Here is an 18,094-nt window from a genome sequence, read left to right as displayed (position 1 = left end):
TTTTTTTATTCTGAGGTCGATTACTTAACGAAATCTTCGCCCAGCTGAATGTCTTTTTTCAGGGTATCCAGCATGCCTTCCATCGCCTGTTTCTCAAAGGCGCTCAGGGTGCCGATAGCTTTGCGCTCAACGATACCGTTTTTACCCAGCAGCAGCGGCTGAGAGAAGAAACGTGCGTGCTCGCCGTCACCTTCAACATACGCGCACTCAACAACATTGCTTTCGCCCTGCAGCGCACGAACCAGAGAAAGACCGAAACGAGCTGCGGCCTGGCCCATGGACAGCGTAGCCGATCCGCCACCGGCTTTAGCTTCAACCACTTCAGTACCCGCGTTCTGGATACGTTTGGTCAGGTCAGCCACTTCCTGCTCGGTGAAGCTCACGCCCGGGATCTGGGACAGCAGAGGCAGAATAGTCACGCCTGAGTGGCCGCCGATGACCGGAACTTCGATATCCGTTGGCTTTTTGCCTTTCAGCTCGGCAACAAAGGTGTTGGAGCGGATAATATCCAGCGTGGTCACGCCGAACAGTTTGTTTTTATCGTAAACGCCCGCTTTCTTCAGCACTTCCGCCGCGATAGCAACGGTGGTGTTAACCGGGTTGGTGATAATACCGATGCAGGCTTTTGGTGCCGTTTTAGCAACCTGCTCAATCAGATTCTTCACGATGCCCGCGTTGACGTTAAACAGGTCGGAGCGGTCCATACCGGGTTTACGCGCCACGCCAGCAGAAATCAGCACTACGTCCGCGCCAACCAGCGCCGGAGTTGCGTCTTCGCCGGAGAAACCTTTGATTTTCACGTCTGTAGGGATATGGCTCAGGTCCACCGCAACCCCAGGGGTTACCGGAGCAATGTCATACAGTGAGAGTTCTGAGCCTGAAGGCAGTTGGGTCTTAAGTAGAAGGGCAAGCGCCTGGCCAATACCGCCGGCTGCGCCGAGGACTGCAACTTTCATCCTAAACTCCTTATTATGGTTAGCAAAATCGTGCCGTAACTCCATGCGGTGGCGACCATAATCCAGAGAAGAGATAATTACAATCTTCCCGCCGCCAGATTGCGATATTCCGCAATCATCGACCGCGTTGCTGCTGCATTTACTCGCCGGGAGGAACGACGCCATAGCGCCCGGTCACGACCTGATGTGGTTACATCAACGGCGGTTACATTACCCCTCAAGGCCAACCAAAACAACATCATTTTGATAACATTTAATTTACTTTGAGGCTTATTTGCGAGTCGTGACACAGGCATGTTCGCCGATAACGAAATTTGATAAAATCCCCCGCTTTCATAACATTATTTCAGGCTGACTCCCGCCGGATAATTGTCCCACAGCATTCAGGCTGGCGATCGCTCTCGCGCCTGAAGGAAGATGAACAATTTGCATAAAAATTCATTTAAATGCATAATAATGTTATCTCTTTTACCCAGGATAGGTTATTTATGCGTAACTCCTCGAAACAAGAAGAATTAGTAAAGGCTTTCAAAGCGTTACTTAAAGAAGAGAAATTCAGCTCACAGGGCGAGATAGTTCAGGCGTTACAAAACGAAGGTTTCGAAAACATCAACCAGTCCAAAGTTTCCCGCATGTTGACCAAGTTTGGCGCGGTCAGAACCCGCAATGCCAAGATGGAAATGGTTTACTGCCTGCCAGCAGAGCTTGGGGTTCCGACGACCTCCAGCCCGCTGAAAAACCTGGTGCTGGACATTGATTACAACGACGCCGTAGTGGTTATCCACACGAGCCCGGGTGCCGCACAGCTTATTGCGCGCCTTCTGGACTCACTGGGTAAAGCTGAAGGTATCCTCGGCACCATCGCCGGAGATGACACCATCTTTACCACCCCGGCCAATGACTTCACCGTGAAAGAGCTGTACGAAGCGATTCTGGTCCTGTTCGAACAAGAGCTGTAATACTCCTCTTCTCTTCAGCCCGCCGTGTTATATGGCGGGCTTTACCCTCCCGCCCCGGTAATCTTCGGTAAAAAAACCTCAGCCCAGCGTATGGAATTGCTTCAATAGCATTCCACAGGCCATTGTTCTGTGCTTTACCGCACAAATAGTCAAATTGACCCATATATATGATTTTACTTATATTTAACAAAAATGGCGCGATAAAAACGTCTTTTTTATAACTATGGGTAATAAAAAATCATTTCATTAATTTAAAGTTGCATAGGCAACAATTAGCAAGGTATTAATTTTTTCCGAAACTAGTGTATACTTAATTTCGTGATGAGGGTCACAGAACGATGACCCAACCAAAAGAATACGACGAGGAAAAAATGATGAACATGAAAGCCACTTTAGTTACCGCCAGCCTGCTATCCGCCCTGTCTTTCGGCGTTTTTGCCGCTGACTCTATCAACGCGCAGCAAGCGGAAAACCGCCAGTCTTTAGGCACCGTTTCCGTTGACGATATCGCCAGCTCGCCGATGGATATGCATGAAATGCTGAACCAGAAAGCCGAGCAAAACGGCGCTTCAGCCTACCGCGTAATCGAAGCCCGTACCGGTGGCCACTGGCACGCAACTGCCGAGCTGTATAAGTAACAGCCGTCAGCCATAAGTCAGTTGAATAGATAGAACTAAAAACGTTAAGCCTCGAGCGGCCCCAAGTAGAAAAATCGCTATCAAGCCCTTCCGGCCGCCGTGTAAACCTTCAGGAGTAAAGACTATGAAAACCAAATTAACTATCGCCGCACTGAGCCTGCTGTCCGTTATCTCTTTAGGCGCTAACGCCGCAGCTCACCAGATCAATAGCGAACAGGCTCAAGGCATGCAGTCCATGGGCTCAATCTCTGTAAGCCAGATTGGCAGCGCGCCAATGGATATGCGTCAGGAACTCTCGCAGAAAGCGACAGAACAAGGTGCATCCGCATACCGTATTACCGAAGCACGTAGCGGCGACACCTGGCACGCAACTGCTGAACTGTACAAATAAACCCTCGTCGTACTTGTCCTACGACCTTGCCCCCGCTCGCCGGGGGCTTTTTTATGCCCGAAATTCGCGTTTAGCTGCGAATGTTAAAGCGAAGCTGGCCTTCCAGCTCCTCTTCCGCCTCATCAAACAGCAGGATAAGCGCACCAAACCTGCGCCGTTTATTCTCCGGCAGATGCGTAAATTCAATTTCTGCCGGCAGGGAAAATGCGGCACCGGTGACCACCTCCCACAGGCTGTCTAAATCGTGTACCACGCCTTTGCTTAAGGAAAGCAGCTCTGAAAACCGTTGGTAAAACGCAGGGTTGTCTTCAATCTGGCTAAAATCAAACGTGTATTTTTTCATCGCTGCCGTCCTGACCGTTTATCGCAAGCGGGAGAGCTACAGCCCGCCGATGTGTAACGTTTTCACTTCCAGGAACTCCTCCAGCCCCAGCACGGAACCCTCTCGCCCCAGGCCGGACTCTTTTACCCCGCCAAACGGGCCAAGCTCGGTGGAAACCGCACATTCATTAACGCCCACCATGCCGCTTTCCAGCGCCTGCGAGACGCGGAATACGCGCTGTAGGTTCTGGGTATAGAAGTAAGCCGCAAGGCCAAACGGCGTATTATTGGCGCGCTCGATAACCTCCTCTTCAGTCTTGAAACTAAAGCAGGCGGCCAGCGGGCCAAATGTCTCTTCCTGAGCCAATTTCATTTCGTCGCTGGCATCGATAATCACCGTGGGCTGCCAGAAGTTACCTCCCAGCGCATGAGGCTTCCCGCCCACCAGGGCTTTGCCGCCTTTTGCCAGCGCGTCCTCTACATGCTCACGAACTTTATCTACCGCCGAGGATTCAATCAGAGGGCCAACCACAACGCCCTCTTCCAGGCCGTTTCCTACTTTCAGCTTTTTAACCGCTTCGGCAAGCTTATTCACAAACTGGTCGTAGACGCCCTGCTGAATAAAGAAGCGGTTAACGCTGACGCAAACCTGCCCGGCGTTGCGGAACTTATTGGCAATAGCGCCTTTAACGGCCTCATCGATGTCGGCATCGTCAAACACAATGTAGGGCGCATTGCCGCCAAGCTCCATCGAGACTTTCTTCATCGTCTGGGCCGCATTACGCATCAGCGTTTTGCCCACTGCGGTCGAGCCGGTGAAGGAAATTTTGCGCACCTGTTGGCTGGCCATTATAGCATCGCTGATCTCCGGCGTTTTCCCCGCGACGGCATTTAGTACACCGTCCGGTATACCGGCCTGGCGAGCAAGCTCCAGCAGCGCAAAAGCAGAAAGCGGCGTGTTATTGGCAGGTTTTATGACGCCTGTGCAGCCAGCGGCGAGAGCAGGGCCAAGCTTACGGGTGAGCATCGCCATCGGGAAATTCCAAGGCGTAATAGCCGCAACCACGCCCACGGGTTCACGAGTGGCAAGGATCCGTGACCCGGTCTTAGCCGGAGGGATAATTTCGCCGTTAGCGCGCTTTGCCTGCTCGGCAAACCACTGAATAAAACTGGCGGCGTACTCAACTTCGCCTTCCGCCTCTTTAAGCGGTTTACCCTGCTCAAGGGTCATCAGCCGCGCCAGCCAGCTTTTATGTTGCAGAATTAATTGATACCAGCCGTAGAGCAGGTCAGAACGTTGTTTGGCCGTTTTGGCGCGCCAGGCGGGGAAAGCTTTACTTGCTGCTTCGATAGCGGCTTCGGTCTCTTTTTTACCGGCCTTTGCCACTCTGGCCACCACTTCACCGGTGGCCGGGTTCAGTACCTCAAAGGTTTCACCGAGCGCGTGCCACTTACCGTCGACCAGATAGCCGGTTTTGAAGAGTTCACTTTGTTGGAGGGTCTGATTAGTCATATTTTCTCCTGTTCAGAAGTGTTCGTCCCGTTGACCGCTGTTAAGTATAGATAGAAAAAAGCCGACGCAGGCGTCGGCTCTTTTCCATTCGGATTAATCAGGCATTTATCAGAGTGTGCTGATATTTGTGCAATATATCGGCCAGCCGTTTCACCGGTTCGGTAACCTGGAGCGGCGCTTCCCACAGGCGAAGTTTCTCCTGATAAATTTCCAGCTCGCCCAGCAGTTGCTGATAGTAGCGCTCGCGTTTATCGTCGCTGCTGGCGGAGATAACTTTATCCGCCGTTTTACGCAACTGCCGGTGAAAGGCAGAAAGGTCATCATTCACCGGTATCGGCGCATCGCGCAGGCGCTGGTGCGCAATGATCAGCGTCAGCGCCAGGCGGTAGCGGTCGATATCGCCGGGGAACATATTCAGCAGCAGGAAGAGCTGCTGGTACAGAGCAGGTAAATGGTTCTGTTTGCGGCGTGCATTGTTAGTGGTCAGCGCCGAAACGGCGGCGGAGACAAACTGGTTCAGCAGCGTGCGCCCGGTGCGCTCTTTAGAATTATCGCGGATAAGCAGGATAACCATCATCGCCAGGAAACAGCCGACGATTTGCCCCAGCGCGCTATCCAGGAAGCTGCTGAAGTGGAACGTCATCGGGTTATCCAGCACAATAATATTGATAGTCCCGGCCAGCGCCCCCATCGATCCCAGCCGCCGTTTCTGGACCTCAATCCCCATAAAGAAGCCCAGTAGCGCAAGACTGATGCACAGCAGCAGCATACTTTGCTGGGTAGACGGCAGGATAACCAGGAAGTAAAGCGCCCCCAGCGGCAGCGCCACCAGCATGCCGTACAGAAAATCGAGCGAGACCATACGCGGGTTAGGCAAACGCATCGCCAGGGCGGTAACCACGGCAATCATCACCATCGCCCCGCTGCCGGATGTCCAACCGGTCCAGAGCCAGAACAGACTCCCCAGCACGCAGGAGATTGTGGTGCGCCAGAAGTTAATCATTGCGTGGTGGCGCTCCGCCGACTCCACTTTGATAACCGGCTCGCCGTTCAATACTTCCTCTTCCACGGCGCTCACCCGGCTGTTGCAGATAAAACCGCGTTTAAGCAGCAAAAATCGCGTGGAGGCGCCAACCCATGAACCGATAGTCACCGGCGTGGCCTTTTCGCCCATGGCGGAAATAGCGCGACGCAGTACCTTCATGCGCTTATAGACATCCGCCGCGGTTTCAACCGGCGTGGCGAACAGCATGCGGAACTCCGGCGTGACGTATTCAGGGCGAGTATTTTGTATAAGGAAGGTTTCACAGGCCTGGGTAATCAAAGTCAGAGAGAGCGTGTTGATGGCCTTCAGGCGGCTATTGGCCTTCGACCAGCGGGCGGACTCCATATTCAAATTGCCGCGCATGCCGTTGAGCGCCGTGACCTTGCGCACCAGCCCGCTCCATGCTTTATCAACCTCTTCCTTGTCACCGTGGGCGATACAGAGCTGCATCAGCCGGTATTGATCCACCAGCAGATTATCCAGCTCCCGGTCGATTTCCTGCTTAATCGAGCGCGGTGAAAACAGCAAATCGGCGACGATTGCGCAGACGATACCGATGACAATTTCGCTGCAACGTTCAACGGCAAATTGTGGAGTGGTAAGCGGCGCGGCCTGAATAGTGATGACGATAATCAGAGCCGTATAACCAGCAAGGCCCCAGGCGTAGGAGTTTTCAACGCGAACAAGGGAGGAGATCCAGGTACAAAAACCGGCCCAGATACAGCACACCAGCAGCATGACAACCGGCGCCCGAATCAGCGTGATGATGATAACCAGCGCGGCGGCACAGCCGATAAAAGTCCCGATAATACGCAGCATGCCGCGATAGCGAATGGCCCCGGAGTAAGGCTCGCCGCCTGCCGCAAAGGCAGGCCCTGCGGCGACGATTGCCGCCGTCAACACAGCCCAGCGCGGGGTTTCCAGCTGAAACTGGAAGCCAACAAACACCGCCAGCACAATGGCAAAGGCGAGTTTGATTGCAAAGCGGACATGTAGCGTGGAGATGTTATACATAGGCGGCCAACTCAACCGAACTCACGCAGGCGGTGCAAGAGTTTGATAAACGCCGAATCGTTTTCCGCTTTCCGATCTTTCTCACCGGTGACAACGACGGTGGCGGTAGTCCCCGCCGGATACAGGTTGCCCTGCTGTTCATCAAGACGAATGCGTACCGGCACGCGCTGGGCCAGGCGAACCCACTCAAGGTTAGAGTCAACGGTCGCCATTCCTTTGGAATCGCTGGTGCTGCTGGCGTTGGTCACCCCGGCCGAGATGCTATCGACACTGCCGCGCAGCACACGATTGCTGCCCAGCGGGGTAATCTGCACCCGGTAGCCCGGGCGAATGCCGTCAAGTTTGGTCTCTTCCATATAGGCAAGAATGTAGAAAGAATTCTGCTTCACCAGCGCCACGGACGTCGCGCCGCGATTAATAAATTCACCGGTATGGACGTTAAGGTTTGTCACCCAGCCGTCCGCAGGGGCGCGGATCACCGTGCGCTGTAAATCAAGTTTTGCAAGGTCGCGGGTCGCCTGAGCTTTATCCAGCTGATGCAGCACGGTTTGCAGTACGTTGTTCGACTGGTCTATCTCTTCGCGCGACATAGCCTGAATGCCGAGCGTGTTACGCCGACCGGCCTCGCGGCGTTTCTCGGATGCCAGCGCCTGGTAATAGGCCACATCGGCATCCGCCTGCTCCAGCGCCTTCTGGTAGCGCGGCTGGTCGATGGTAAACAGCACCTGGTCTTTCTTCACCAGCTGGTTGTCCTGCACGTCAACGGTGGTTATCAGGCCGGAGACATCTGGCGCAATCGCGACAACGTCGGCGGTAAAACGAGCGTCACGCGTCCACGGGGATTCGGTATAAAACACCCATGCGCGGAAGATAGCGATGAAGGCCAGCAGCACCAGCAAAAGCGTGATAGCGGTACGGGTTATGTTTCTTGTTAGTATTTTCACATCAACCTCAAACGAACAAACGCGAAATCAGATAAAAAAGGCAGCAATAGAGCGCTGTATTGAATAATGCCGGGTGCCAGACAAAATCATAGATGCCGGTTGGGGTCAGCAGCCGACGCGCCAGCCAGAAGGCAGCGAGCGACAAAATTAACTCGAAGAATATCGGCGGAAACGAAAGACCGAATATTACGATTACCGGAAATAGACTCATTTTAACCTTGATTAGATAATGCAGGCGGTACATAACTCGACGGTAAACCGCGACTAAGAGGCCAGAAAAGGCAAGCGAGCGCGCGGTATGAGTTAGGCTAATAATAATATATTAACGTAACTGTTACCCTGTTATCTATAATATGTGATCTAAATCACTTTTCACTCAGAGTTAACAATGGAACGACTTAAACGTATGTCGGTGTTTGCCAAAGTCGTCGAACTTGGCTCCTACACTGCCGCAGCCAGGCAGCTGCAAATGAGCGTCTCTTCCATCAGCCAGATTGTCTCAAAGCTGGAAGATGAGCTGCAGGTAAAACTTCTTAACCGCAGCACCCGCAGCATCGGCCTGACCGAAGCGGGAAAAATTTATTATCAGGGCTGCCGTAAAATGCTCCATGAGGCCCAGGAGGTTCACGAGCAGCTCTACGCCTTTAATAACACGCCTATTGGCACGCTGCGCATCGGCAGTTCTTCAACTATGGCACAGAATGTCCTGGCCGACATGACCGCCGAAATGCTGCGTGAACACCCGGGGCTAACGGTAAACCTGGTTACCGGCATACCGGCACCGGACCTGATTGCAGACGGGCTGGATTTGGTTATCCGCGTGGGCGCATTGCAGGACTCCAGCCTGTTTTCACGCAGGCTGGGTTCGATGCCGATGGTAGTCTGTGCGGCGAAAAACTATCTACAGCAGCACGGCACCCCGGAAAAACCCGCAGACCTGGCAAACCATTCGTGGCTGGAATACAGCATTCGCCCGGACAACGAATTTGAGCTGATCGCACCGGAAGGGATCTCTACCCGGCTGCTGCCGCAGGGGCGCTTTGTGACCAACGATCCGATGACGCTCAGCCGCTGGCTAAAAGCCGGAGCGGGGATAGCTTATGCGCCGCTGATGTGGGTGATCGACGAGATCAATAGCGGGCAGCTTGAGATCCTGTTCCCGCGCTACCAGTCCGATCCTCGCCCGGTCTACGCGCTGTATACCGAGAAGGATAAACTGCCGCTGAAGGTTGAGGTTTGCATCAACTATCTGACGCAATATTTCGTGAAGGTGTCGGAGCTTTATCAGGGCGTGCAGGGAAGAAACGGGAAGGCAAAACAACTAGGCCGGGGCTAGCCCGGCCTGAAGTTAAATCAAGCTGTACCGCCAACGGTCAGGTTATCCACCTTCAGCGTCGGCTGGCCTACGCCAACCGGCAGGCTTTGCCCTTCTTTACCGCAAACGCCAACGCCGTTATCCAACGCCAGATCGTTACCGACCATTGAGATTTGCTGCATGGTTTCAATCCCGGAACCGATAAGCGTCGCCCCTTTAACCGCCTTCGTTACCTTCCCTTTCTCAATCAGGTAGGCTTCTGAAGTGGAGAACACGAACTTGCCGGAGGTGATATCCACCTGGCCGCCGCCAAAGTTAGGCGCGAAAATACCGTAATCTACGGACTCGATAATTTCCTGCTGGGTGGATTTTCCGGCCAGCATATAGGTGTTGGTCATGCGCGGCATCGGCAGGTGAGCGTAAGACTCGCGGCGGCCGTTACCGGTTGGCGCAACGCCCATCAGGCGAGCGTTCAGCTTATCCTGCATGTAACCTTTCAGAATGCCGTTTTCAATCAGTACATTGTACTGGCCCGGTACGCCTTCATCATCGATAGCAACGGAGCCGCGGCGGTTCATCATGGTGCCGTCGTCGACCACGGTGCAAAGCTCAGAGGCGACAAGCTGCCCCATCTGGCCGCTGAATACCGAGGTCCCACGGCGGTTGAAGTCGCCTTCCAGCCCGTGGCCTACCGCTTCGTGCAGCAGTACGCCAGGCCAGCCTGCGCCCAGCACAACCGGCAGCATACCCGCCGGTGCCGCAACGGCAGAAAGGTTTACCAGCGCCATGCGCACGGCTTCTTTCGCCCACGCATCGGCACGAACTTCACCGTTAGCGGTTTCGAGGAAATATTCATAGCCAAAACGACCGCCGCCGCCGCTTGAACCGCGCTCGCGTTTACCGTCATCTTCAACCTGAACGCTAACGGACAGGCGAACCAGCGGGCGAACGTCGGCAGCCAGGGTGCCGTCGGTGGCGGCAACCAGAATCAGTTCGTATACGCCGGTCAGGCTGGCGCTAACTTCCTGAACACGAGCATCTGCGGCTCGCGCCACGCTGTCTACGCGCCTCAGGATGTCGAGTTTCTCTTCACGGGTCATGCTGGTGAGAGGATCGGCGCTGGTGTAAAGCGCGCTGTGCGGCACGTTACCCAGAGTACGAGCGCGCCCGTCACCCTGTTCGCGAACGATACTACGGGCGGCTTGAGCGCTTTGCTCTAACGCCAGCAGCGTTATCTGGTCGGCATAGGCAAACCCGGTTTTCTCACCGCTAACCGCACGCACGCCAACGCCCTGGTCAATATTCCATGAGCCGTCTTTAATAATGCGGTCTTCCAGCACCCATGATTCATGGTAGCTCGACTGGAAGTAGAGGTCGCCGTAGTCGAGACGGCGCTCGGACAGCTGGCCGAGAATGGAAAACAGATCTTGATGGGTTAAGCCATTCGCGGACAGCAACTGCTCACTTACCAGGTTCAGACTCATCGTTTCGCTACTCTTATTGCTTATCGCCCGTACGGCGAAGAATGTTTATCTATGGAGCTTGCGGCAATTAAACGTCGACGTCAAATCACTTGGCTTCGCTCACGCGCGGCTGACGCAGCACTTCATTGATTTGAGGTTTGTCTACCGGGCCGGTGATGCTGTAGCGCAGAACCGATATTTTGTTCCACAGCGGGCCAAGCACTTTACTGGCGGCAAAGACCGCCGCGCCGACAATTGGGTTAACGGCAAACGCAGCCGCAACGCCGACGGTAGCGGAGATTTCCGGCGCCACCACCGCTTCCATATTCAGCTCGCGACGCACTAGATCCACCGAGCCTTTCATTGCGATATCGGCCTCAAGCCCGTCCACCAGCGTATCATCGGTATGCAGCACGCCGTCTTTTATCCACGCGGTGCTGCGAATCGAGTCATAGTAGAAGCCGCTGCCGAAGGTATCGCTGAAGTCGAAGCGCAGCTTACGCAGCAGCGCGTCAAAGCTCACCAGGCGCAGCAGTTGCCCGGCGTGGCCGGTGCTGACATCGGTAATTTGCCCTTTACCAAATTTGGTATGCAGAATGCCGTTTAGCGAGGCTTCATCCGGCTTCCACGGCGCAGCCCGCCAGTGCAGGTCGTAATCCACGTCGAAAGAGGAGCCTTGCAGCGGCGTCTTCACGCCGAAGAAACCGGCCGCGGCGTCCAGCTTCTCGCCCTTGAGCCTGCCTTTCAGAGAGGTACGCTCGGCGCCGGGTTTGTTAACCCACTCTCCGTCGGCCGTCAGGCGGGCAAAGCCGGTATCCACCAGCCCGTTTGCCAGCTGGAGCGTGTCGCCATTGATTTTAACGTCACCGTCAATGCGGCCATATTTCTGCCCCCACAGCCAGCATTCGGCGCAGCGCAGCTGCACATCTGGCCAGCCACGGAAGCTGATAGCGTTATCGCTTTCAGGCTGCAAAGGCGCGGGTGTCCCGCCGGACGTCGCAGGAGCGAGGGTCCAGGTTGGGTTGAAGTAGAGGTATTTGATACTGGCCTGCCACGGCGCGTTATTTTTCATGCTCAGCGAGGCGTTGATTTCGCGCCCCTGGGCCTCAACCTGAGTGCCACCGATCGCCGGGCGGGAAACCAGGCTCAGGTTATGCCACTGCTGGCCGCCAAGCGTTAATGCCGGTGTCCGTAGCGTAATCGCCGAAGGGAAAGCGGCCGAACCGCCTACGCTGTCTGCGGCTCCGGCGCTAAACAGCGCCAGCCATTGGGCGCCATCCATCGCGGGCAAATCAAGTTCAATGCCCTGCTGCCCGGGCAGCGGAGGCACGGTCTTACTATCGGTGGTCCAAATTGCCCGGTCGAGCGTGAGTTTTTTATTTAACAGCCAGCGGCTGGAGAAGTGGTTTAGCGACCCGGCATTGCCGGTTAAATCGAAGCTTTTTAAATCGCCCTTAACGGCGATATTGAGCGGCAGCGGAGTTCCGGCCTTCTTATCGACCGGCGCAGGTAAGTGACTGCTCACATTCTTCAGATCGCCCGCCAGATTAACTTTATAGCTGGCGCTTCCGCGGTAAGGCAGAGTAATACCCACATCGCCTTTCCACGCCAGGCTGCCGCCGATAGCGTCGTTGACCTGCTTAGGCAGGACGCCGGTTTTATTCGGCTGCCAGTCGCCGTTCAGGTTAACGCCAATCTGGTAATCTTTGTCGCCGGTTTTGGTATTGAAGTCCAGGCTCACCGGCTGATTAAACCAGCTGGCGCTCAGCGTTTCGCTCTGCAAGTCGCCGTTGGTAAAGCTGAATTTGCCATTCAGGTTATGCAGCGTGCTGTTAAGCGGCTTGATAAGCAGCGTGTTGTTATTGAGCAGCACGTCGCCTTTGGCGATGGTCATTTCGCCGTTGAGCGGAATATCGAGATGTAAGCGAGCATTCACATCGCCGCCAACCTGTAGCTCATCAAGCGCCGCGGCCAGAGAATCGTCCAGCGGCGTATCCTTGAAATATGGCCCAACCGCGCTGCCCGGCCCGTTAATATCGGCATCGATCAGCAGTTTCTCTTTTGCATAATCGGGAATATTAGCCGTCAGCTTACTGGCCGTCACGCCGCCCAGTTTTACCGCATCGCTGTTCATCCACAGTCCGTTGTTGATGAAGTCGAGCGTGATGTCGAGATTCTCCAGCGCAGGCCAGTCCGGCTGGAAGGCAAATTTGGCGTTGCGTAGCGGAACATAAACCTCAAACTGGCCTTCGTTATGCTCGTACGGGAAGAGATGCGGGTTGCCGCCGTAGACCAGCGTAGCGTTATCCGCCTGGCCGCCCTGAATGGCCGAGCTAAGATAATCTGTCAGCTCTTTGCCCATCAGATTTTCCGGGAAGTAGCGCCAGGCATCCGCGCCGTTATCAGTGCTGATACCGGCCAGGATACCGAGCCACGGGTCGCCGCCGCTCGGCTGGTAATAGCGGAAGTCGCCACGCGCCCAGACTGAACGCGCCTTCACATCAATGTTTTTACCGTCAAGCTGGAAGCCGTCGGCATTTTTCTGCCAGGCCAGCGTCGCCGAGCCTTTTTCAATTTCCAGCGGCGCGCGGAACACCGTCTCGTAAGGCATTTTTGCATCACTTACCACGGCATTAAGCTGGCCGTGAGGAATGCTGCCCGTCACCGAGCCTGAGAAGTTTTCCACGCCCGGCAACAGCTTCCACTGCTTCCAGCTTACATTATCCCAGCGCGCCTGCATGCGGGTCTGCTCGGTTTGCTGAAGCGGGATATCAACCGCCAGCACATCGATATGCCCCTGCGGCTGCATCGCCGTCCAGATGTCGCCAAACTCGGGGGAGATTTTGGCGGCTATAGGCAGCAGCCCGTTGAATTTTTCCAGCTCCATATTGCTGGCGCGCACGCGTAGCTCATCGCCGCGCTGGCCTTCTTTGCCGCCTACATCCTGCGGAGCAATCCACGCGACTGAGAGTGAACCTTTCGGCCAGGCCTGGTCATCAAGCGTGATGTTGGTGGAAGGGATTGAAAGCTGCCAGCCGGACTTCTCGCGGCTGACCTGTGCCGTCAGGTTATCAACCGAAAGTCGGTGATCCGCGTTGTCGGTGCCCGGCCAGCTTGCGCCGCCCTTTTTTAGCCAGATGCTGCCGCCGCTGATATCGCCTTCTTTGACGTCCATCCAGGCTTCAAGGCTGAAACGGGCGCTTTGCAAATCCACGTTATCTTTCATCCAGCGGCCCAGCCAGGGCTTCACGTCCACGTCGTCCGCCTGAAGCCAGACTTTGCCGTTATTCAAAATGCCGTTTTCATCGCGCAGGTCCATACGCACGTTGGCGAGACCGTGCTGACCGTTAAAGCTGGAAAGGCTGACCTGGCCCTCGGCGCGGTGGCGATTTTTGCCGTTGAGCCAGGTTAACTGAGGGATGGATAGCTCGGCGCGCTGGCCGGAAATCGTCAGGAAGCTAAGCGAGCTGTCCCGCAGATCGAAGTGATCGAACTGGCGCAGAAAGAGATCGCTAATTTTGTCGGCTTCGAGGGAGCCTTCGCCGCCGTTCTGGCTGAGCGGCGTGTTGGTACGCATCTGTAGCTGGTAAAAGGTGAGATCGCGAAACTGCCAGCGGGCATGCAGCAGGCTTTGCCAAACATCCAGCGCCAGGGTGACGCGTTTAATGCTAAGCGTGCCGCCGTCTTTCAGACCGGCGTGGATATCACGCACGTCGAGCGTTGGCCCGAAGTTCTCCCAGCTGGCCTGAAGATGACTGACTTCAACCGGCACGCCGGTAGCGGCTTCGATTTTATCCAGCAGAGCGGGACGCCAGGCATCCAGGTGCGGCAAAACGAGCCGCAGGCCGCTCACCAGCAGCGCGACGATAACAACCAGCGTTACGCCTGTGAGCAGCAGAATGCCGGGCAGTCGCCTCACCTTTCTCTCCTTGTCAGCCTTACGGGCAAAACGCGCATCCGCACGTTTACATCATTACGACGTCGAACTGCTCCTGATTGTAGAGCGGCTCTATTTGTACTTTGACCTGTTTACCAACAAAGATTTCTACTTCGGCCAGGGCGTGAGACTCTTCGCTTTTCAGCGCTTCCCCCACGGCAGGAGAAGCATAGACCAGGAAACGGTCGGAATCGTAGGCGTGATGCACGCGCACGATTTCACGCATGATTTCATAGCAGACCGTTTCGACCGTCTTTACCGTGCCGCGGCCGTGGCAGGTCGGGCATTCATTGCAAAGTACGTGCTCCACGCTTTCGCGCGTGCGCTTGCGGGTCATCTCCACCAGACCAAGCTGTGAGAAGCCGTTAATGCTGGTCTTAACGCGATCTTTGCTCAGCGCCTGCTCCAGAGAATGCAGCACGCGGCGGCGGTGATCTTCATTGCTCATATCGATAAAGTCGATGATGATAATGCCGCCGAGATTGCGCAGGCGAAGCTGGCGGGCAATGGCCTGAGTCGCTTCGATATTAGTGTTAAAAATGGTGTCATCGAGGTTGCGATGGCCGACAAATGCCCCGGTGTTAATGTCCACCGTGGTCATTGCTTCGGTCTGATCGATAACCAGATAGCCGCCGGATTTCAGCTCGACCTTGCGTTCCAGCGCGCGCTGGATTTCGTTCTCGACATCATAGAGGTCGAAAATCGGCTGCCGCCCGCTGTAGTGTTCAATTTTGCTGGTCATTTCCGGCATGTATTCGGCGGTAAATTCCAGCAGCATTTCATAGGTCAGGCGGGAGTCCACGCGGATCCTGTCCAGCGCCGCGTCGGCAAAATCACGCAGCACGCGCTGGGCCAGCGCCAGCTCGCCGTACATCTGATAGCGGGTCTGATTGCGCTTCTTACGCTCGCTAACCTTGGTCCAGACGCGCTTCAGGTAGGCGGCATCGGAGGCCAGGTCTTCTTCGCAAACGCCCTCGGCGGCGGTACGAATAATAAACCCGCCGTGCTCGTCGCAATAATCATTAACGATGCGCTTCAGGCGGTCGCGCTCGGCTTCGCTCTCAATGCGCTGGGATACACCAACGTGGGAGGCTCCGGGCATAAACACGAGGTAGCGTGAAGGCAGAGTAATGTCGGTGGTGAGGCGTGCGCCTTTAGTACCCAGCGGATCTTTCACCACCTGTACCATCAGGTCCTGCCCCTGGCGAACCAGCTCGGCGATATCACGCACGCTGAAGTTCTTTTGCTCCTCACCCGCCACGCATTCGGTATGCGGCATGATGTCTGAAGCATGGAGGAAAGCCGCCTTATCCAGGCCAATATCTACAAATGCCGCCTGCATTCCAGGCAGCACCCGGCTAACGCGACCTTTGTAGATATTCCCTACTATTCCGCGGCGCGCTTCGCGCTCTATATGGATCTCTTGCAGTATGCCGCCGTCAATATAGGCTACCCGTGTTTCTGAAGGGGTAACGTTGACTAATAATTCAGCCGTCATCTTTTCCTCGTCCGTCACGCAGCGCGTGAAAATTGCTCAGCAACTCACCAGTTTCCACCAGCGGTAATCCCACCACTGCGTGATAACTGCCATTAATCCTTTTAACGAAACAGCCGCCAAGCCCCTGAATACCATAGGCACCGGCTTTGTCCATAGGCTCACCGCTGGCAATATAGCCGGCAATATCCTGTTCGGATAAGCTGCGAAACGTTACGTCGGTAACCACTAAAGTTTCCAGCACCTGGTTAGCGTCGGCAATCGCCACCGCCGTCATCACCTGATGCTGGTTGCCGGAAAGCAGGCGCAGCATCTGCGCCGCGTGCCCGGCATTCTTTGGTTTCTCCAGCACTTCGCCGTTAAAAATAACTATCGTATCCGCACCCAGTACCGGCAAATCCTGAGTCACCATCGCGACGCCTGCCTGAGCTTTTTCACGCGCCAGGCGGCATACATACTGCTCGGCGCTTTCATGCGGCTGGCGCTGCTCTTCAATGCCGGGAACCACACGTTCGAAGGAGACGCCCAGCTGGGTCAGCAATTCCTGACGGCGAGGCGAACCGGATGCCAGATACAACGTAGTCATATTTACCTTTTACTGCACAGCAAATTGCTGGCGAACTTTGCGCATTAACAGGAAAATCCAGGGCCACAGGATACCGTTAACTACACTACTCCAGAACACTTCCGGTCTGAAAGAGACGTTGATCACTAAAAATTCCGACCAGAAAACAATGATGTCGGTGACCAGCGAGAGCAGCATAACGACCAGCGCCTGCTGCCAAAGGGCGAGATTACGGAAAAGCTGGTATTTCAGCGCCACCAGGTAAGCCACAATACTTAATGATAGAGCGCGAACGCCAAGTGTGGAGCCACTTATCAAATCAAGTATGGCTCCCACGACGAATCCCGTTCCGACATTCACGCGATGCGGCAGCGCTAAAATCCAATAAAGCAGAATCAGCAACACCCAGTCAGGCCGGTAAAACTTGAGGTCGTCCGGCCAGGGCATCACCTGGAGCAGCAGAGCAATCAGGAATGAAAGCCAGACGACCCAGCGGCCCTGGCTACGATAACTTCCCACTACTGAGCTCCCGTAGCAGGCTGGGTAATGCCCGTCGCGGGCGCAGGCACCGGCGCTGGCGGCCCCATAGAGCCAGGCGGCGGCAGAACCTGCGGCATCATCTGCATCAGGCGTTCGTTAGCCACACGGTGAACTTCCTCAGGCGGCATCGGCGAAACGCCGTTTTTATCCGAACCCCAGAGCAGCAGCAGATAACGCAGACGCTGCAAACCGGCGGTCGGACGAGCCTGAATCACGGTATAGGCGCGCTGAGTATCCAGCTTGACGGAGGAGACGACGGCGACCGGGTAACCTTCCGGGAAACGCCCGCCGAGACCCGAGGTCACCAGCACGTCGCCCACGCGGATATCGGTATTTGCCGGCAGATGCTCCAGCTGCAAATCATCAGTACAGCCGTTACCGGCCGCAATGACACGAATGTCGTTACGCAGTACCTGAATGGGCAGCGCGTGTGTGGCATCGCATATCAGCAGCACGCGGCTGGTTAACTTAGCCACCGCAATAACCTGACCGACAACGCCTTTATCGCTGATAACCGGCTGGCCTTCGTAAACGCCGTTTACGCTGCCCTTGTCGATAACCACCTGATCGCTGTACGGATCGTTAACGGTAGAGATGACCTGAGTCACCATTTTTTGCTCATCCTGACGCAGCGGAGAACCCAGCAGCTCACGCAGACGCGCGTTTTCCTGCCGGTATTGACCCAGCATCAGTAATTCGCTGTTTTTCAGGATTAACTCCTGACGCAGAACCCGATTTTCAAGTTCCAGCTGGTCGCGTGACGCCAGCGTCTGAGAGACGCTATCGAGTAATTCACGGGGACCATTAGAGACAAAATAGAAAGGACTGACGGCAGTATCCATGTACGTTCTGATTTGGCTGAACGTACCGAGGCGGCTGTCGGCGATAATGACACCAAGCGCCACCAGCACCGCCAGGATAAGGCGAATCTGTAGCGACGGGCCACGGCTGAAAATTGGCTTCATAGGCTATGCGTATTCCCAAACCAGCAAGCAGGG

The 18,094-nt window shown here is 55.3% G+C and carries 16 protein-coding genes; 4 read left to right on the top strand and 12 right to left on the bottom strand.

Annotation, left to right across the window (positions count from 1 at the left end; translation table 11 throughout):
* Window positions 1-20 precede the first annotated feature (20 nt).
* Window positions 21-956, bottom strand: coding sequence for a malate dehydrogenase (gene mdh, locus ACG1VR_RS01970; RefSeq protein WP_039898870.1), 936 nt, complete (start codon window positions 954-956; stop codon window positions 21-23).
* Window positions 957-1,444: 488 nt separating this feature from the next.
* Between mdh and argR the strand changes: the two genes are divergently transcribed.
* The 3 genes from argR (at window position 1,445) to yhcN (ACG1VR_RS01955) (ending at window position 2,944) form a co-directional block, all read left to right on the top strand.
* Window positions 1,445-1,915, top strand: a complete 471-nt coding sequence (gene argR, locus ACG1VR_RS01965; RefSeq protein ID WP_039899447.1) for a transcriptional regulator ArgR — start codon at window positions 1,445-1,447, stop codon at window positions 1,913-1,915.
* Between the two features lie 374 nt (window positions 1,916-2,289).
* A complete protein-coding gene (gene yhcN, locus ACG1VR_RS01960) occupies window positions 2,290-2,553 on the top strand; it encodes a peroxide/acid stress response protein YhcN (RefSeq protein ID WP_039899448.1) in 264 nt (87 codons plus the stop codon).
* 124 nt (window positions 2,554-2,677) lie between these two features.
* A complete protein-coding gene (gene yhcN / locus ACG1VR_RS01955) occupies window positions 2,678-2,944 on the top strand; it encodes a peroxide/acid stress response protein YhcN (RefSeq protein ID WP_016538413.1) in 267 nt (88 codons plus the stop codon).
* Between the two features lie 70 nt (window positions 2,945-3,014).
* Here yhcN (ACG1VR_RS01955) and ACG1VR_RS01950 read toward each other — a convergent pair whose 3' ends face one another.
* The 5 genes from ACG1VR_RS01950 to aaeX form a co-directional block, all read right to left on the bottom strand.
* Complete coding sequence (locus tag ACG1VR_RS01950) at window positions 3,015-3,287, bottom strand: barstar family protein (protein ID WP_016538414.1); 273 nt, start codon at window positions 3,285-3,287, stop codon at window positions 3,015-3,017.
* Between the two features lie 36 nt (window positions 3,288-3,323).
* Window positions 3,324-4,778, bottom strand: coding sequence for an NAD-dependent succinate-semialdehyde dehydrogenase (locus tag ACG1VR_RS01945; protein WP_016538415.1), 1,455 nt, complete (start codon window positions 4,776-4,778; stop codon window positions 3,324-3,326).
* 97 nt (window positions 4,779-4,875) lie between these two features.
* Entirely contained in the window at window positions 4,876-6,837 is a 1,962-nt protein-coding gene (aaeB, locus tag ACG1VR_RS01940; RefSeq protein ID WP_172568895.1) for a p-hydroxybenzoic acid efflux pump subunit AaeB, read from the bottom strand.
* A gap of 11 nt (window positions 6,838-6,848) precedes the next feature.
* Window positions 6,849-7,781, bottom strand: coding sequence for a p-hydroxybenzoic acid efflux pump subunit AaeA (aaeA, locus tag ACG1VR_RS01935; RefSeq protein WP_016538417.1), 933 nt, complete (start codon window positions 7,779-7,781; stop codon window positions 6,849-6,851).
* 7 nt (window positions 7,782-7,788) lie between these two features.
* Window positions 7,789-7,992 carry a p-hydroxybenzoic acid efflux pump operon protein AaeX gene (gene aaeX, locus ACG1VR_RS01930; protein WP_008454892.1) on the bottom strand — a complete coding sequence of 68 codons (204 nt, stop codon included), beginning with the start codon at window positions 7,990-7,992 and terminating at the stop codon, window positions 7,789-7,791.
* 177 nt (window positions 7,993-8,169) lie between these two features.
* Here aaeX and aaeR point away from each other — a divergent pair, with 177 nt between their 5' ends.
* On the top strand, window positions 8,170-9,117 hold the full coding sequence (aaeR, locus tag ACG1VR_RS01925; protein WP_395490070.1) for an HTH-type transcriptional activator AaeR: 948 nt from the start codon (window positions 8,170-8,172) through the stop codon (window positions 9,115-9,117).
* A 17-nt stretch (window positions 9,118-9,134) separates the two neighbouring features.
* On the opposite strand, the gene tldD is transcribed toward aaeR, so the two are convergent.
* The 6 genes from tldD to mreC form a co-directional block, all read right to left on the bottom strand.
* Complete coding sequence (tldD, locus tag ACG1VR_RS01920; RefSeq protein WP_016538420.1) at window positions 9,135-10,580, bottom strand: metalloprotease TldD; 1,446 nt, start codon at window positions 10,578-10,580, stop codon at window positions 9,135-9,137.
* Between the two features lie 85 nt (window positions 10,581-10,665).
* Complete coding sequence (gene yhdP / locus ACG1VR_RS01915; protein WP_395490068.1) at window positions 10,666-14,478, bottom strand: AsmA2 domain-containing protein YhdP; 3,813 nt, start codon at window positions 14,476-14,478, stop codon at window positions 10,666-10,668.
* A gap of 46 nt (window positions 14,479-14,524) precedes the next feature.
* Window positions 14,525-15,994 (bottom strand): ribonuclease G, encoded by a 1,470-nt coding sequence (gene rng / locus ACG1VR_RS01910; protein ID WP_016538422.1) that lies wholly within the window; start codon window positions 15,992-15,994, stop codon window positions 14,525-14,527.
* Entirely contained in the window at window positions 15,984-16,577 is a 594-nt protein-coding gene (locus ACG1VR_RS01905) for a Maf family protein (protein WP_395490066.1), read from the bottom strand. Before ACG1VR_RS01905 ends, rng begins: the two co-directional genes overlap by 11 nt.
* 9 nt (window positions 16,578-16,586) lie before the next feature.
* Window positions 16,587-17,075, bottom strand: coding sequence for a rod shape-determining protein MreD (gene mreD, locus ACG1VR_RS01900; protein ID WP_016538424.1), 489 nt, complete (start codon window positions 17,073-17,075; stop codon window positions 16,587-16,589).
* Entirely contained in the window at window positions 17,075-18,061 is a 987-nt protein-coding gene (gene mreC, locus ACG1VR_RS01895) for a rod shape-determining protein MreC (RefSeq protein WP_016538425.1), read from the bottom strand. The genes mreD and mreC overlap by 1 nt, the downstream gene beginning before the upstream one ends.
* Between the last annotated feature and the right edge of the window lie 33 nt (window positions 18,062-18,094).

It is taken from the genome of Cedecea davisae (assembly GCF_044095835.1).
Classification (GTDB): Bacteria; Pseudomonadota; Gammaproteobacteria; order Enterobacterales; family Enterobacteriaceae; genus Cedecea; species Cedecea davisae.
Note: the sequence above shows the minus strand (reverse complement) of the source record. Positions and strands in the feature narration are given on the sequence as shown.

Bases quoted from the DNA above. Each gene is read 5' to 3' on its own strand.
- mdh (WP_039898870.1), bottom strand. From the start codon at position 956: ATGAAAGTTGCAGTCCTCGGCGCAGCCGGCGGTATTGGCCAGGCGCTT.
- argR (WP_039899447.1), top strand. From the start codon at position 1,445: ATGCGTAACTCCTCGAAACAAGAAGAATTAGTAAAGGCTTTCAAAGCG.
- yhcN (WP_039899448.1), top strand. From the start codon at position 2,290: ATGAACATGAAAGCCACTTTAGTTACCGCCAGCCTGCTATCCGCCCTG.
- yhcN (WP_016538413.1), top strand. From the start codon at position 2,678: ATGAAAACCAAATTAACTATCGCCGCACTGAGCCTGCTGTCCGTTATC.
- ACG1VR_RS01950 (WP_016538414.1), bottom strand. From the start codon at position 3,287: ATGAAAAAATACACGTTTGATTTTAGCCAGATTGAAGACAACCCTGCG.
- ACG1VR_RS01945 (WP_016538415.1), bottom strand. From the start codon at position 4,778: ATGACTAATCAGACCCTCCAACAAAGTGAACTCTTCAAAACCGGCTAT.
- aaeB (WP_172568895.1), bottom strand. From the start codon at position 6,837: ATGTATAACATCTCCACGCTACATGTCCGCTTTGCAATCAAACTCGCC.
- aaeX (WP_008454892.1), bottom strand. From the start codon at position 7,992: ATGAGTCTATTTCCGGTAATCGTAATATTCGGTCTTTCGTTTCCGCCG.
- aaeR (WP_395490070.1), top strand. From the start codon at position 8,170: ATGGAACGACTTAAACGTATGTCGGTGTTTGCCAAAGTCGTCGAACTT.
- tldD (WP_016538420.1), bottom strand. From the start codon at position 10,580: ATGAGTCTGAACCTGGTAAGTGAGCAGTTGCTGTCCGCGAATGGCTTA.
- rng (WP_016538422.1), bottom strand. From the start codon at position 15,994: ATGACGGCTGAATTATTAGTCAACGTTACCCCTTCAGAAACACGGGTA.
- ACG1VR_RS01905 (WP_395490066.1), bottom strand. From the start codon at position 16,577: ATGACTACGTTGTATCTGGCATCCGGTTCGCCTCGCCGTCAGGAATTG.
- mreC (WP_016538425.1), bottom strand. From the start codon at position 18,061: ATGAAGCCAATTTTCAGCCGTGGCCCGTCGCTACAGATTCGCCTTATC.